The sequence below is a fragment of the Pseudomonas monsensis genome, assembly GCF_014268495.2.
Taxonomy (GTDB): domain Bacteria; phylum Pseudomonadota; class Gammaproteobacteria; order Pseudomonadales; family Pseudomonadaceae; genus Aquipseudomonas; species Aquipseudomonas monsensis.
Genome location: NZ_CP077087.1, coordinates 355,001 through 370,876 on the forward strand (window position 1 = coordinate 355,001; position 15,876 = coordinate 370,876).

At 58.7% G+C, this 15,876-nt stretch carries 9 protein-coding genes and 2 rRNA genes (1 of these 11 running past the window's edge); 5 read left to right on the forward strand and 6 right to left on the reverse strand.

Going from position 1 to position 15,876, the window contains the following annotated elements; all coding sequences use genetic code 11:
• The 3 genes from HV782_RS01650 to HV782_RS01660 form a co-directional block, all read left to right on the forward strand.
• Window positions 1-2,677: ribosomal RNA gene (locus HV782_RS01650) — 23S ribosomal RNA — on the forward strand (it extends 217 nt beyond the left edge of the window).
• 150 nt (window positions 2,678-2,827) lie between these two features.
• Window positions 2,828-2,943: ribosomal RNA gene (rrf, locus tag HV782_RS01655) — 5S ribosomal RNA — on the forward strand.
• A gap of 330 nt (window positions 2,944-3,273) precedes the next feature.
• Complete coding sequence (locus HV782_RS01660) at window positions 3,274-5,154, forward strand: methyl-accepting chemotaxis protein (RefSeq protein WP_123470324.1); 1,881 nt, start codon at window positions 3,274-3,276, stop codon at window positions 5,152-5,154.
• A gap of 148 nt (window positions 5,155-5,302) precedes the next feature.
• Here the strand turns inward: HV782_RS01660 and HV782_RS01665 are convergent, their stop codons facing one another.
• The 5 genes from HV782_RS01665 to HV782_RS01685 form a co-directional block, all read right to left on the reverse strand.
• On the reverse strand, window positions 5,303-5,770 hold the full coding sequence (locus HV782_RS01665; protein WP_123470325.1) for an SRPBCC family protein: 468 nt from the start codon (window positions 5,768-5,770) through the stop codon (window positions 5,303-5,305).
• Window positions 5,771-5,792: 22 nt separating this feature from the next.
• Entirely contained in the window at window positions 5,793-9,185 is a 3,393-nt protein-coding gene (locus HV782_RS01670; RefSeq protein ID WP_186748671.1) for an amino acid adenylation domain-containing protein, read from the reverse strand.
• Between the two features lie 13 nt (window positions 9,186-9,198).
• Window positions 9,199-10,128: a diiron oxygenase gene (locus tag HV782_RS01675; protein WP_128616474.1), complete on the reverse strand. Its 930-nt coding sequence runs from the start codon at window positions 10,126-10,128 to the stop codon at window positions 9,199-9,201.
• Window positions 10,125-10,901, reverse strand: a complete 777-nt coding sequence (locus HV782_RS01680; RefSeq protein ID WP_123470329.1) for a DUF3050 domain-containing protein — start codon at window positions 10,899-10,901, stop codon at window positions 10,125-10,127. The genes HV782_RS01675 and HV782_RS01680 overlap by 4 nt, the downstream gene beginning before the upstream one ends.
• Window positions 10,902-11,644: 743 nt before the next feature.
• The gene (locus tag HV782_RS01685) at window positions 11,645-12,355 is read right to left on the reverse strand and encodes a GntR family transcriptional regulator (RefSeq protein WP_123470331.1); all 711 of its coding nucleotides are present in this window, start codon (window positions 12,353-12,355) and stop codon (window positions 11,645-11,647) included.
• A 197-nt stretch (window positions 12,356-12,552) separates the two neighbouring features.
• Here HV782_RS01685 and lapG point away from each other — a divergent pair, with 197 nt between their 5' ends.
• Both lapG and lapD read left to right on the forward strand, forming a co-directional pair.
• On the forward strand, window positions 12,553-13,245 hold the full coding sequence (gene lapG, locus HV782_RS01690) for a cysteine protease LapG (RefSeq protein WP_064117407.1): 693 nt from the start codon (window positions 12,553-12,555) through the stop codon (window positions 13,243-13,245).
• A gap of 14 nt (window positions 13,246-13,259) precedes the next feature.
• Window positions 13,260-15,206, forward strand: coding sequence for a cyclic di-GMP receptor LapD (gene lapD, locus HV782_RS01695; protein ID WP_186748672.1), 1,947 nt, complete (start codon window positions 13,260-13,262; stop codon window positions 15,204-15,206).
• A 189-nt stretch (window positions 15,207-15,395) separates the two neighbouring features.
• Here lapD and HV782_RS01700 read toward each other — a convergent pair whose 3' ends face one another.
• Complete coding sequence (locus HV782_RS01700) at window positions 15,396-15,734, reverse strand: hypothetical protein (protein ID WP_038369138.1); 339 nt, start codon at window positions 15,732-15,734, stop codon at window positions 15,396-15,398.
• Between the last annotated feature and the right edge of the window lie 142 nt (window positions 15,735-15,876).

The following is a 15,876-nucleotide window of genomic DNA, read 5'->3' on the forward strand; positions in this document are numbered from 1 at the left end:
AAGAAATCAACCGAGATTCCCTTAGTAGTGGCGAGCGAACGGGGACTAGCCCTTAAGTGGCTTTGAGATTAGCGGAACGCTCTGGAAAGTGCGGCCATAGTGGGTGATAGCCCTGTACGCGAAAATCTCTTAGTCATGAAATCGAGTAGGACGGAGCACGAGAAACTTTGTCTGAATATGGGGGGACCATCCTCCAAGGCTAAATACTACTGACTGACCGATAGTGAACTAGTACCGTGAGGGAAAGGCGAAAAGAACCCCGGAGAGGGGAGTGAAATAGATCCTGAAACCGTATGCGTACAAGCAGTGGGAGCAGACTTTGTTCTGTGACTGCGTACCTTTTGTATAATGGGTCAGCGACTTATTTTCAGTGGCGAGCTTAACCGAATAGGGGAGGCGTAGCGAAAGCGAGTCTTAATAGGGCGTCTAGTCGCTGGGAATAGACCCGAAACCGGGCGATCTATCCATGGGCAGGTTGAAGGTTAGGTAACACTGACTGGAGGACCGAACCGACTACCGTTGAAAAGTTAGCGGATGACCTGTGGATCGGAGTGAAAGGCTAATCAAGCTCGGAGATAGCTGGTTCTCCTCGAAAGCTATTTAGGTAGCGCCTCATGTATCACTGTAGGGGGTAGAGCACTGTTTCGGCTAGGGGGTCATCCCGACTTACCAAACCGATGCAAACTCCGAATACCTACAAGTGCCGAGCATGGGAGACACACGGCGGGTGCTAACGTCCGTCGTGAAAAGGGAAACAACCCAGACCGTCAGCTAAGGTCCCAAAGTTATGGTTAAGTGGGAAACGATGTGGGAAGGCTTAGACAGCTAGGAGGTTGGCTTAGAAGCAGCCACCCTTTAAAGAAAGCGTAATAGCTCACTAGTCGAGTCGGCCTGCGCGGAAGATGTAACGGGGCTCAAACCATACACCGAAGCTACGGGTATCATCTTCGGATGATGCGGTAGAGGAGCGTTCTGTAAGCCTGTGAAGGTGAGTTGAGAAGCTTGCTGGAGGTATCAGAAGTGCGAATGCTGACATGAGTAACGACAATGGGTGTGAAAAACACCCACGCCGAAAGACCAAGGTTTCCTGCGCAACGTTAATCGACGCAGGGTTAGTCGGTCCCTAAGGCGAGGCTGAAAAGCGTAGTCGATGGAAAACAGGTTAATATTCCTGTACTTCTGGTTATTGCGATGGAGGGACGGAGAAGGCTAGGCCAGCTTGGCGTTGGTTGTCCAAGTTTAAGGTGGTAGGCTGGAATCTTAGGTAAATCCGGGATTCTAAGGCCGAGAGCTGATGACGAGTTACCTTTCAGGTGACGAAGTGGTTGATGCCATGCTTCCAAGAAAAGCTTCTAAGCTTCAGATAACCAGGAACCGTACCCCAAACCGACACAGGTGGTTGGGTAGAGAATACCAAGGCGCTTGAGAGAACTCGGGTGAAGGAACTAGGCAAAATGGCACCGTAACTTCGGGAGAAGGTGCGCCGGTGAGGGTGAAGGACTTGCTCCGTAAGCTCATGCCGGTCGAAGATACCAGGCCGCTGCGACTGTTTATTAAAAACACAGCACTCTGCAAACACGAAAGTGGACGTATAGGGTGTGACGCCTGCCCGGTGCCGGAAGGTTAATTGATGGGGTTAGCTAACGCGAAGCTCTTGATCGAAGCCCCGGTAAACGGCGGCCGTAACTATAACGGTCCTAAGGTAGCGAAATTCCTTGTCGGGTAAGTTCCGACCTGCACGAATGGCGTAACGATGGCGGCGCTGTCTCCACCCGAGACTCAGTGAAATTGAAATCGCTGTGAAGATGCAGTGTATCCGCGGCTAGACGGAAAGACCCCGTGAACCTTTACTATAGCTTTGCACTGGACTTTGAATTTGCTTGTGTAGGATAGGTGGGAGGCTTTGAAGCGTGGACGCCAGTTCGCGTGGAGCCATCCTTGAAATACCACCCTGGCAACTTTGAGGTTCTAACTCAGGTCCGTTATCCGGATCGAGGACAGTGTATGGTGGGTAGTTTGACTGGGGCGGTCTCCTCCTAAAGAGTAACGGAGGAGTACGAAGGTGCGCTCAGACCGGTCGGAAATCGGTCGTAGAGTATAAAGGCAAAAGCGCGCTTGACTGCGAGACAGACACGTCGAGCAGGTACGAAAGTAGGTCTTAGTGATCCGGTGGTTCTGTATGGAAGGGCCATCGCTCAACGGATAAAAGGTACTCCGGGGATAACAGGCTGATACCGCCCAAGAGTTCATATCGACGGCGGTGTTTGGCACCTCGATGTCGGCTCATCACATCCTGGGGCTGAAGCCGGTCCCAAGGGTATGGCTGTTCGCCATTTAAAGTGGTACGCGAGCTGGGTTTAGAACGTCGTGAGACAGTTCGGTCCCTATCTGCCGTGGACGTTTGAGATTTGAGAGGGGCTGCTCCTAGTACGAGAGGACCGGAGTGGACGAACCTCTGGTGTTCCGGTTGTCACGCCAGTGGCATTGCCGGGTAGCTATGTTCGGGAAAGATAACCGCTGAAAGCATCTAAGCGGGAAACTTGCCTCAAGATGAGATCTCACTGGAACCTTGAGTTCCCTGAAGGGCCGTCGAAGACTACGACGTTGATAGGTTGGGTGTGTAAGCGCTGTGAGGCGTTGAGCTAACCAATACTAATTGCCCGTGAGGCTTGACCATATAACACCCAAGCAATTTGCGTCGAAGAGACCAGATTGCGGTGTGTGAAGACGAAACGAACCGAAAGTTCGCGCAACTCACAAGACACCTGTATCACATACCCGATTTGCTGAAGCGAGGCCAGATGGTCGCGAGTCAGTACCCGAATTTCTTGACGACCATAGAGCGTTGGAACCACCTGATCCCATCCCGAACTCAGAAGTGAAACGATGCATCGCCGATGGTAGTGTGGGGTTTCCCCATGTGAGAGTAGGTCATCGTCAAGATTAAATTTCAGAACCCCTGTCTGCTAACGCAGACAGGGGTTTTGTCGTTTAAGAGCCTGCCAAGATCAGGCGATCAAAGAATGTTCATTTGTCGCCCGGTCAACGCTCATCGCAAGGTGCGGCAAACGCTCTAGTGCGCCGTTCGGCGGGAATCTGACCTAAATGCCGTCCATTTCCCATACAACCCTAAGATTTCTCTGAACCGTGCCGAAAGACTGGTGAGACATGCGTGCACCAAAGTAGAGCGGCCAAGAAGAACGCTGCCTGCTCTGTACATGGAATGTTGCATCCGGAACGCATCCCCACTTTTGGCATAAGAAGTCCCATGAAATGAATCTCAAGTTCAGCCATAAAATCCTGTTGGCCGCTTCGGGCGTCGTGGTCCTGGCGTTCGCTCTGTTCACCCTCTACAACGACTATCTGCAGCGAAACACCATTCGCCAGAACCTCCAGTCCTCCGTACAGCAGGCGGGCGACCTGACTGCCAGCAGCGTGCAGAACTGGATGAGCGGGCGGATTCTGGTATTGGAAAACCTTGCGCAAAACGTTGCCCACCAGGGCAAGGACGCTGACTTCCCCGGTCTGGTCGATCAGCCGGCCTTCACCTCCAACTTCCAGTTCACTTACGTCGGCCAGGCCAATGGTGTATTCACCCAACGCCCTGACGCGAAGATGCCGGACGGTTACGACCCGCGCCAGCGCCCTTGGTACAAGCAAGCCGTCGCCGCCGATAAAACCATGCTGACGCCGCCGTACATGGCCGCTGTCGGTGGTCTGGTGGTGACCATCGCCATGCCGGTAAAAAAGAACGGCGAATTGCTCGGTGTGGTCGGTGGTGACTTGAGCCTGGAAACCCTGGTAAAGATCATCAACTCGGTGGACTTCGGTGGCCTCGGTCACGCGTTCCTGGTCAGCGCCGACGGTCAGGTAATCGTCAGCCCGGATAAAGATCAGGTGATGAAAAACCTGAAAGACATCTACCCGAATGCCGGTGTGCGCATCGAGAAGGGCAATCAGAACGTGGTGCTCAACGGTCAGGAACGCATCCTGTCGTTCACCCCGGTCAGCGACCTGCCGAATGCGCAGTGGTACATCGGTCTGTCGATTGATCACGATAAAGCCTACGCAGCCCTCAGTCAGTTCCGTACCTCGGCACTGATCGCAATGTTTGTGGCGGTGGCCGCGATTGCACTGCTGTTGAGCCTGTTGATCAATGTGTTGATGCGTCCGTTGACCACCATGGGTCGCGCAATGCAGGACATCGCTCAGGGCGAAGGCGATCTGACCCGTCGTCTGGTGGTTGAGAGCAAAGACGAATTTGGCGAACTGGGCAGTGCGTTCAACCAGTTCGTTGAACGGATTCACGCGTCGATTTCCGAAGTGTCGTCGGCAACCCGTCACGTACACGACCTGTCGCAGCGGGTAATGGCGTCGTCCAATGCGTCCATTGTCGGTTCCGACGAACAAAGTGCGCGCACCAACAGCGTCGCTGCCGCGATCAACCAGTTGGGCGCCGCCACCCAGGAAATCGCCCGCAACGCGGCCGATGCTTCGCAGCACGCCAGCGGCGCCAGCGAACAGGCCGATGACGGTCGTCAGGTGGTGGAGCAGACCATTCAGGCGATGACCGAGCTGTCGCAGAAAATCAGCCTGTCGTGCACGCAGATCGAAACCCTGAACGCCAGCACCGACAACATCGGCCACATTCTCGATGTGATCAAAGGCATTTCGCAGCAGACCAACCTGCTGGCACTCAACGCGGCTATCGAAGCCGCGCGGGCCGGTGAGGCTGGCCGTGGTTTTGCGGTGGTGGCGGACGAGGTGCGCAACCTTGCCCATCGCACCCAGGAGTCGGCAGAAGAAATCCACAAGATGATCACGTCGCTGCAGGTCGGCTCCCGTGAAGCGGTGACCACCATGAATGCCAGTCAGGCATCCAGCGAGCAGAGTGTTGAGGTGGCCAACCAGGCCGGCTTGCGTCTGGTCAGCGTGACCCAGCGTATCGGTGAAATCGACGGCATGAACCAGTCGGTGGCCGCCGCGACCGAGGAGCAGACGGCTGTGGTGGAGACCCTCAACGTTGACGTCAATCAGATCAACCTGTTGAACCAGCAGAGCGTGGCCAACCTCAACGAAACGTTGAAGGATTGTGATGCGTTGTCGCAGCAGGCCAACCGGTTGAAGCAGTTGGTCGACAGTTTCAAGATCTGACCACCCGTCAGACCGTGTTATCGTTCAATCGCGGGCAAGCCCGCCCCCACAGAATTTTTGGCGAACACAATATGTGTGAACGACTCGAATCCTGTGGGGGCTGGCTTGCCAGCGAAAGCGGTGGTTCACTCACCGCCTGTGCAAAGCCTTAAACAAACAGCTTCAGCACATTCCCCATTGCATCATCGGCAAACCCCTGCACAAAGTCCTTGAACCCCGGTAGCGCCTCCTCACCGCCGCTGGCCGGCTCGGCAATGATCGTCCAGGTCGCCCGTGCTTTTCCCGCCCCCAGCGATTCCACATTCATCGCCGCCCATAGATTGGCCACGCCCAGGGTGTTGTAAATCGTCGTCCAGGTCATGCTCCGCGCCTGCTCATCGCGGGAGTTGAGTTGCTCGACCACCACGTTGCCATCTTTGAAGAATTTCTTGCGCAGCGAAGCCACGCCTTCGCCAGTCATTTCGATGTGCGACAACGCCGGAATAAACCGCTCGAAACCGCCAAAGTCGCCGACCACGGCCCAGACCTGTGTGGCGTCTGCCGGCACTTCCACCGACGATACGACGTGGCAGCCGTGGGGGTTTTTGATCAGGGTGTCGGGTTGCAGAGTGCTCATGGTGTAGCTCCTTGTTGATGGATCAGATGAAGTTGATTTCTTTCAGGTAATCGCAGCCGCGGCGCAGCAGCGCCGGGGATTTTTCCGGGTAGTGCGCGCCCATCTGCTGCACGCCGGCCTCAGCATTGGCGTGGCCGATCAGGGAGATGTCGCCAATGTCTTCCTCGAAACCGTTGAGGTAAAAACCGAGCACGCCGAACAGCGCGTTGTCGGCATCGACCCGGCTCAGTTGCTGTTGCCAGTCGGCGACGCTGACCAGCGAGAACTCGCTGCCGGTTTCGCGGAACGAAGCGACGTAGGCGTCCCAACTCAGTGGCTCGGGGTTGTGCAGGTTGAACACCGCGCGTTCGGCGCAATAACGGCTGGCGTGGAAGGCGATGAAGCGGGCGAGAAAGTCCACCGGCATCAGGTCGAAATTCAGCGCAAAGGCGGGTACCTGACCGAGCTGGATCGACCCCTTGAGCATCAGCATCAAACGGTTTTTATGCGGCTGACAGACGCCGCTCAAGCTGTTGAAGCTGATGTTTCCGGGGCGATACAGATTGATCCGCACACCGCGTTCGCGCGCCCGTTCAAGGATGCGTTCGCCCACCCACTTCGACAGGTTGTAGCCGTTGCGAATGTAGATCGGTGGCGTCGGCGCTGCGGGCAGCTCCAGGACCTGACCCGCGTCATCGACGGTGCTGGACGCCGAGAGCGTCGAAACAAAGTTGAAGACCTTTTTGCTCTGCCCTTCGCACAGGCGCAGCAACTGGAAAACCGGCTCGACGTTGTCTGCTGCCAGCGACTCGTAATCAAGCACGTGATTGACGTTGGCGGCGTTGTGCACGAGCGCGCCGAATTCGCGATCCAGGCGCTGATAATCCGCTTCAGCCAGGCCCAGTTGCGGTCGAGTGATGTCGGCCGCGTAAACCCTTACCCGACTCAGGTCCAGATGATCGAGACGGTTCTCGCGCAAGGCGTGGGCGAAGCGTTGCGCCGCCGTTTGCCCGCCGCCGTCGCGCACCAGGCATGCGACTTCGCTGGCACCCCAACCCAGCAGTGCTTCGACGATGTGTACGCCGACAAAACTGTTGGCGCCGGTAACGATGACCTTATGCACATCGCCCATGCGGCTGATCGGCAACGGCTCGATATCCAGCGGTCGCTCGGCGTCGGCCATGGCTTGGGCGCTGAGCACGGCGCTGTCATCGGTACCGCGCACCAGTGTGGCGAGTTTGCTGATCGTTGGCAGTTCAATGAAGCGATTGATCGAAATGCTGCGGCCAAACTCTTCCCGCAAACGCAGCAACATCCGCGACAACAGAATCGAGTGGCCACCAAGGTTGAAGAAACTCTCGTCGGTGGAAATGTCACCGGTGGGCAGTTCCAGCAACTCTGCCCAGATCTCCAGCAGCAAGGCTTCGTCGGCATTTGCCGGCAGGCATTTCGGGCCGCCGTCCTGCACGCTCACCGGCAGCTCCAGCAAGGCTTTGCGATCAACCTTGCCGTTACTGGCGAAGGGCATGCCTGGCAGTTCCGTCCACGCCACTGGTTGCATGTAGTCCGGGAGGAATTGTTGCGCGTGAGCCTTCAGCGCTTCACGAGCGACCTCCGATTGCGGCTGGGCGAGGAACGCCAGAATCCGCCGCTGGCTGTCGATCACCACCGCGATCTGTCGGTACAACTGGCTCTCGCGCAGGCAGCGTTCGATCTCTTCCGGCTCGACCCGAAAACCACGGATCTTCACCTGATTGTCGCGGCGCCCGCACAGTTCGATGCCGTGCGCGCCCCACTTGGCCATATCGCCGCTGCGATAGGCGCGCAGTTGAGTGCCATCCGGTAGGTCCAGCTGTAGATAACGCTCGGCGGTCTGCTGTGGATTGTTCAGATAACCGAGGCAGACGCCGGGGCCGACGATGAACAACTCGCCGACCGTGTTCTCCGGCACCGGCTGCAGTTCGTCATCGAGAATCAGCACCTGACTGTTGGCGATCGGCGCGCCGAGGGTGCGGTTGCTGTCGCCGGTTCTGAGCTGCCGCGCGGTGATCAACACCGTGGCTTCGGTGGGGCCGTAGAGGTTGTGCAAGGTGCCCTGGCGGGTCAGTTGCTCGATGACGAACGGCTCGCAAACATCGCCGCCGGTCATCACTTGCACGCCCTCCAGTTGCTCGAGCGGCAGGATGCTCAGCAGGGCCGGCGGCAGGAAGGCGTGGGTCAGTTGGCGGCGCCGGATCAGTGCCACCAGTTGCAGCGGATCACGCCGTTGCGTGTCGTCGGGTACCACCAGTTCGGCACCTTCGAGCAGGGTCGGGAAGATGTCGATCAGCGACGAATCGAAACTCATCGAGGAGAACTGCAGCACCCGGCTTTCGGCCCGCAGTTGCACGTAATCGGCGTACCACGCGGTGAAGTGGGCGAGGTTGGCCTGGCTCAGCAGTACACCCTTCGGATGCCCGGTGGTGCCTGAGGTGTACAAGGCCATGCACGGTGCGTCGAGTGCCGGGCGCTGGCGCATCAACGGCAGGTGCGGATCAACGTGCGCCGTGTCGATCTGGCTGACATCCAGCCCGGCCATGGTTTCGCTGAGCGGATGCTCGCCGTCATGCAGCAACAACACGGCGCCGGCGTTCTGCAGAATGTATTGCTGACGCTGCAACGGATGTCTCGGCTCCAGCGGCAAGTACACCGCGCCGCTGCCCAGCGTCGCCAGAATCGAGGCGAACAACGCCGGACTTTTCGACAGACAGATGCCGACGATCCATGGTTGCGGATGCGCGGCGAGCAGTGGCTGCAATCGCTGCTGGATCGCTTGGGCGTGGGCGTGCAACTGGCGGTAACTGATCGCCTGTTCGGCGAGGTGCAGCGCCGGCCGATCGGCATGCTTGATCAGGCTGTGTTGCAGACGCTCGATCACCGGCATCCGCGCTTGCGCCAGCAACGCCGGATTGGCCGTGTCGTTGAGTCGATGGACGTACGCCAGGCTGTCGAGAAACAGCAGGTTCTCCAGACGTTCGAAATCCGGTGCGCTCACAGAGGCAACGTCCTTCAGATAGTCGGCGTCACGGGAGAAACGGCTGACCAGCAGCGCGACTTCGTCCACCACCTGCGCCAGCACGCGCTGGCGCAGTGCCTGACCGTTGCCGGACGGCTCGTCGCCAATCGGCACACGGCTGATCAGCGTCGAGCCGAGAAAGCACAGCAGGTCGAGTGTCGGCAGACCTGACCGGCTCTGTGCACCGACACCCAAACGCAGATGCAGGTGCGGGATGCGACAAAAGTCGCCGGCGGCAATAAAGCCATCGTCGATGATCAAATCCACCTTCGAGTGCGTGGCACCGCTGCGCTGCAAGGTATGACCGTGTTGTTCGAGTTCCAGCGCCAGGTCGGTCATGGCCTGACTGGCGCCCATCAGCAAAATGTCGAGACGTTTCATGTCGGCCTCCTCATCAAACCAGGTAGTCGCGCAGGGCGTGCTGCACGCAAGGCGTGTCGAGCAGCGAGCTGTTGTGGAAGAACTTGACGATGTTGCCCACCAACGGATGGTGGCGATTGATCGGGAATGCCAGTCCGGCCATTTCGTCCCTGAGCGAGCGTCGTGTGGCCTCGCTGACTGGCAGCGCATTGATCAGGCGCAGGTCGAAGGATTTCTGGATGTCATTGGTCAGGTAATGGCCGATAAACACCGGCAGGATCTGCGCGATGACGTCGCGATCTGCCGCGCTGGCGGTGTGCCAATAAATGCGCACCATCCGCGCCCAGAAACTCGAATGACGGCCCTCGTCGAGCAGGTGATCGGCCATCAGTCCCTTGATCGACGGCTTGACCGTGTCATCGCGGGCGAACGCGGCGACATCGCCGGTCACGGTGTTTTCGGCGATGGCCACGCAGATCAGCTCCACGGCGCTGCGCAAGTGCTCCGGCGCCAGTGCGACGGCGGCAGGAATCGCCCGGCTCAGCTCGATTTCATCGGGCAGCTGAATCGGTTCGATGCCGGTCATGGCCACCGTTTGCTGCATGAAATCCATCGCCACCAGAGCGTGGTAATCCTCGTCGACCACCACGGTCATCGCGTCGTAGCGACAGGCGAAAGGAAAGCCCACGGCAAAGCGATTCTTGGCGATACTGCGCGCGGTCTTGTCGACGATTTCGGTCTCGAAAATCACCACGTCGTTGATGAATTTGTACAGCGTCTGCACCAGGGCGAAATCGCGCTGCTGCGGGCATTCACGCAGAAAGGTTTCGCTGAGCACCAGCGGCTGGCGGCTGAGCGGATAGATCAGACGCTCGTCGTTTTCCAGCACACGGCGCGGACGGGTGCGAATGGTCGCGCGACTCTCCCAGGCGTCGGCGAAGGATTGGTAATCAGCGGCGTTCATTGGGCCACCTCCGCCAACGGCTCGCGCATGCTCAGGCGCAGGCCGTCCCACAGGGCGATGCGGCTTTCCACGGCAGCGATGGCACTGGCGTAGACCTCGGCCTCACGCTGAGGATCGCCATCAACCAGACGTTCCAGCAACTGCTCGGCCGCCGGGCCGTGATCCTCGGAGTCGACTTCGATGTGCCGTTCCAGGTAATAGCGAAAGGTCGGCGCCTGCTCGATACCGATGCCCCAGTCGTCGAGGATGCGCTGGAACATGGTCGGGATAACGCTTTCGCGACCATGCAGAAACGCCGCCGCAACACTGTGCCCCGGTGCATGCAAGGCGGTGCGCAGGGTGTCGCGAACAAACTGCGCGGCGGCCGGGTCGACCGCGACGCTTTGCAGCGCAATGTCGTAGCTCACGCCTTCCTGCTGCAGCGCGACGAAGCGCTCCACCGCCGTGGTGCTCGCGCCGATTTCGCGCATCGCATCCAGGTACAACTCGAAGTGGCTGTAGTGACCTTCGGCCAGGCGATCGTCCGATTCTTCGCCGAGGACGATTTCGTTGATCAGCCGCGCCGCGTGAGGGTCACGCGGCGGTAGCCAGGGCAAGCGCGTGCAAGTCAGCTCCTGCTGCAGGCGCTTGGTCAGTGACATGAAGTCCCACACGGCAAAGACGTGGGTTTCCATGAAACGACGCAAGACCGACAGTGAAGTGATCTCGGAAAAGATCGGGTGAATACTGAGTTCGGCTTTCTTCAGGGCGAGTTGGTTCTTAGTGGGCATCATGATGTCCTTTATCATTGATATGAAGTGCAACGTCTCTTTCAACTGTGCAATCAATAGCGCCGCAGTTAGTTGTTTCCTGGATGTCGGGCGAAGCCACAATTGCCGGTGAATAAGCGTCAGGCGTTATCTACGGTTTTAGCGCTGGTCCCGGTGAGCCGCCCTTATGAATTGGGGCGAGACTCCGGGGTGAGTGCCGAAGTTCAAACTCGGCGAAGAAAAACTAATACACCGGGAAAGTATTTAACAAGTGTATTTTTAATTATTTTAAGTTTGCTGTTTTTCAAGTATGAGCAGTGCCAATAAAACTTTTGGCTGAAGTTTTATTTGGGCGTAGTTGCTCCTTTCGGTCAATATTGGCCAAAATTGATTAACAAGAGTGAATGCCTCACTCGAAGCAACTTTCTTAATGAAATGAATTGATTGATTTAAAGGGGCGGAAATTGGCCGGGACCGGCGCCTGGACTTCCTTTTTCCCGTGACAAGGCTCCTTCCGTAGGTTCCTGGTGCGGGGACGGCGCCGACGATGCGGTGCGTCGCCCGTTCTTTATGGGGTTGGCCGTTCAAGAGTGAGGGTAAATCAGCGCGACGGCTATTACCGTTTCACCACCGAGTCAGGCTGACCGGCGCACGGAGGGTAGAGGGAAGGCAGGGGTTTGCCAGCGGCTGCGCAGCAGATCGGGGCGGGGATTTGTAAGCGAGTTATTCGCCGGGCAGGCACGGGGCCTGATCCCGGCGTTGCGGATTCAGCGCACGGCTTTGCGGTTTTGTGCGGCGGGGCTGGCGAGGTAGCGGGTAATGACCTCGACACCGCGGTTGAGATGCTGCTCGAGCAGTTTTACCGAGAGCTCGACATTGCGATCCTGCGCCGCTTCGAGCAACTGGCGATGGTCTTCCTGGGACAGTTTGCCCAGGCCCATCGCTTCCAGATTGAAACGCAGGAAACGCTCTTCTTCGTTGAGGCCGTCTTCCACCAGACGCAACAGACGGCGGTTTGGGGCCTTGCTATACAGCGCCATGTGGAACAACCGGTTGAGCCGACCGATTTCGGTGTAATCGTGCTGGGCTTCGAGTTCTTCGATATAACCGGCCGCGCGTTGGCAGTCGGCGGCGCTCAGTCGCGGAATCGACTGCCGCAATGCGGCGGTTTCGAGGAGGATTCGCAACTCGTAGGTTTCGGTCGCATCGCCCTGGATCAGTGGGGCTACCACTGCGCCTTTGTGGGCGGTGACACTCAGCAATTCCTGCGCTTCGAGCTGGCGCAAGGCTTCGCGCACGGGCATGCGGCTGACGCCGAACAGATCGGCCAGATCCTGCTGGCGCAGGGCGGTGCCGCAGGGCAGGCGCCCATCGAGGATGGCGGCGCGCAGGGTTTCTTCGATGATCGAGCGGGCCAGGTGCGCGGGGATCGGCCCATCGACTTTGATGCTCTGCAGTGGTTTGGGCTTCTGTGTCACGACTACGCACCCTGTCTGTCGACTTAATTTGGATCCAAATGACACTAGTGATTGCTCTACCGGATGTCAAACCGCATAGAGGCACCCTGTCATTGGTGAAGTTTAGCGTGCCGGCGATGATCTCATGGTGCCATTGTTTTTTGCCGGGCTAAGCTTCACCATCAAACGCTTTCCTCCCTGCTCTCTGGAAACCTGCTGTGGCGGTACGTTTCGCAATCCCCCGGACACTGCGCTGGCTAGGCTGCGCACTGCTGCTGGCCGGCGTCATGCTGGGCGGCCTGCATGCCGATTGGGATTTTTCCGCGATCAGCCGCAAAGCCACGGCGCTGTACGGGCCGCTGGGCGCCGGACAGCAGCGGATCGACGCCTGGCAAAACCTGCTGGCCACGCAGAAACAGGTCAGCGAGATGGAAAAGCTCAAGGTGGTGAACCTGTTTTTCAACAAACAGGTGCGTTATGTAGAAGACATCGACCTGTGGCACGAGGTCGATTATTGGGAGACACCGATCGAAGCCTTATGGAAGGGCGCCGGCGACTGCGAAGACTATGCGATCGCCAAGTATTTCAGCCTGCGCCATCTCGGCGTTTCCAGTGACAAGCTGCGCATCACCTACGTCAAGGCACTGCGCCAGAATCGCGCGCACATGGTGCTGACGTACTATGCCACCCCCGACGCCATGCCGCTGGTGCTCGACAGCTTGATCGATCCGATCCAGCCGGCGTCCCAGCGAACCGACCTGTTGCCGGTCTACTCTTTCAATGCCGAAGGTCTGTACCTGCCGGGCGCCAAGGGCAACAAGAAGGTGGGTGACACCAAACGCCTGTCGCGCTGGCAGGATGTGCTGAAGAAAATGCAGGCCGAAGGTTTTCCGGTCGAGACGACTAACTAGGAGCACGCGCTCAGATGTCTTTGTTCAAACAGCTGTTGATCGCTATCTGTCTGTTCCTGGTGGTCGCCTTCACGGGCAGCTTCATGGTCAGTCTGGAGAGCTCGCGCACCCAGTACGTCAATCAGTTGCGCTCCCACGCTCAGGACGCCGCCACGGCGCTGGCGTTGTCGCTGACACCGAATATCGACGACCCGGCGATGGTCGAGCTGCTGGTCAGCTCGATTTTCGACAGCGGTTACTACGCGAGCATCCGCGTGGTTGATCTGAAGACCGACAAGACTATCGTCGAGCGCAGTGGCATACCGGCCGTTACCAATGTGCCGGACTGGTTCGTCAAACTGATCGGCCTGGAACCGGCCGGTGGCGATGCGCTGGTCAGCCGTGGCTGGGAGCAGGCGGCGCGGGTCGAGGTGGTCAGCCACCCGATGTTCGCCGTGGCCAAGCTGTGGCAGAGCGCGCTGGGCAGTCTGGGTTGGCTGCTGATCTGTGGCGCGGTGAGTGCGGTGCTCGGCGCGTTGCTGCTGCGCCGGCAATTGAAACCGCTGGATTACATGGTCCAGCAGTCCCACGCCATCGCCCGCCGCGAATTCCTCAGCCTGCCGGAACTGCCGCGTACCCCTGAACTGCGACGGGTGGTGCAGGCGATGAACCAGATGGTCGAGAAGCTTAAAGCACTGTTCCAGGAGCAGGCCGAACGCAGTGAAAAGCTGCGCGCCGAGTCGTATCAGGACAACCTCACGGGGCTGGCCAACCGACGTTATTTCGAGATGCAGCTGCATAACCGGGTGAGCAACCCGGAGCAGGCCAGTTCCGGTTATCTGCTGTTGTTGCGGGTCAAGGATCTGGCCGGACTCAACCAGCGACTGGGCGGGCAGCGCACCGATGAACTGTTGAAAGCTGTTGGCGAACAACTGTCCCGCGAGTGCGCCAGATACCCGGAAACCCAGAACCTCGTCACTCGCATTCGCGGTGGCGAATTCGCCGTGCTGGCACCGGGGCTGGTGCGCGAAGAAGCGCTGCAACTGGCGCAGAACCTCGACAGTGCCTTGAGCAGCCTGCACGCCACTGGCGCCACCGATGTGCCGGCCGTGGCCTCTATCGGCCTCGCCCCGTTCGCTCACGGCGATTCACCGCAAGCGGTGCTGACCCTCGGCGATCAGGCGCTGGCGCAGGCCGAAGGGCAGGGCGAGCAGAACTGGGCGTGTATCGACCATAGCCTGGTGGCGGATGTCGGCGACGATCACCACGCCTGGCATCGCTTGCTCGATCAGGCCTTGAGTCAGCAGCGCTTCGAACTGTATTTCCAACCGGTGGTGGCCGCGCAGGACACGCAACTGGTGTTGCATTACAAGGTGCTGTCGCGCCTGCTCGATGACCAGGGCCAGACTATCCCCGCCGGTCGCTTTCTGCCCTGGCTTGAGCGCTTCGGCTGGACGGCGCGGCTGGACCGCTTGATGCTTGAGCGCGTGCTCGAGCAGATGAAGACGCATGAAGACTCGCTGGCACTGAACCTGTCTTCAGCGACCCTGGGCGACCCGCAGGCCTTGAATAAGGTGTTCGAGATTCTGCGCGCACATTCCAATCTGGGCGAGCGGCTGACCCTGGAAATCGGTGAAGAACAGTTGCCCGAACAAGCCGTGCTGGAACAGTTGACCCGACGTCTGCGGGAACTCGGCTTCTCCCTGAGCCTGCAACGTTTCGGCGGGCGCTTCAGCATGATCGGCAACTTGGCGCGGCTGGGGCTGGCGTACCTGAAAATTGATGGCAGTTACATTCGCGCGATCGATCAGGAGAGCGACAAGCGCCTGTTTATCGAGGCGATCCAGAGCGCGGCGCACAGCATCGACCTGCCGTTGATTGCCGAGCGGGTGGAGACTGAAGGGGAGTTGTCGGTGATTCGCGAGATGGGCTTGTATGGGGTGCAGGGACAGTTGTTGGGTGAGCCGAAGCCTTGGCGGTGAGTCATTGCAAACCCGCCCTCACCTTAGCCCTCTCCCAGAGGGAGAGGGGACTGATTGGGGGAGACGCCGACGTGAACGATGTCCGCTGAATCGGTCATCGACTCGATTTCTCAGGTCGATGTATACGCCTGAAACCTTGGTCGGCTCCCTCTCCCTCGGGGTGAGGGTAGGCTTTTGATTACGGGGGGATCAGATCAACCCGCCCTCATCCTCATCGATCAACTGACTCAACCCGCCCAATGCTTCACGCGCCTGGGTCCGGTCCATCAGTTTGGCCTGGGCTGCCGGCGGCAGGTCGGTGACGCGGATCACGCCTTTCTGGGTCAGCACCTGAATCAGGTCGTCGAGTACCCGAATCATTTCAAAGTCGCTCTGCTTGAGCTGTTTGAGGCTGTTTTCCACCGCTTCGTTGGCGTACCACGCCTGGATTTCATGGTGGTCGGCCGGCAGCGTTTCCGTGGCCTCGGCGTAGGCCGCGGCTTCCACGCGAATCAACTGACCTTGCGCATCGCGTTGCACGTAAAACATTGAGCATCCCTCGGAAATGAACCAGCGTCATGCTGTCAGCAGCATAGCCAACTGCGGGCAAGTATGCGGTGCGACGACGAGATCGTCACCGGTACGGTGCAGGTAAACGCGACGGCCGCCCCTGAGGGCGGCCGTTTTGTTC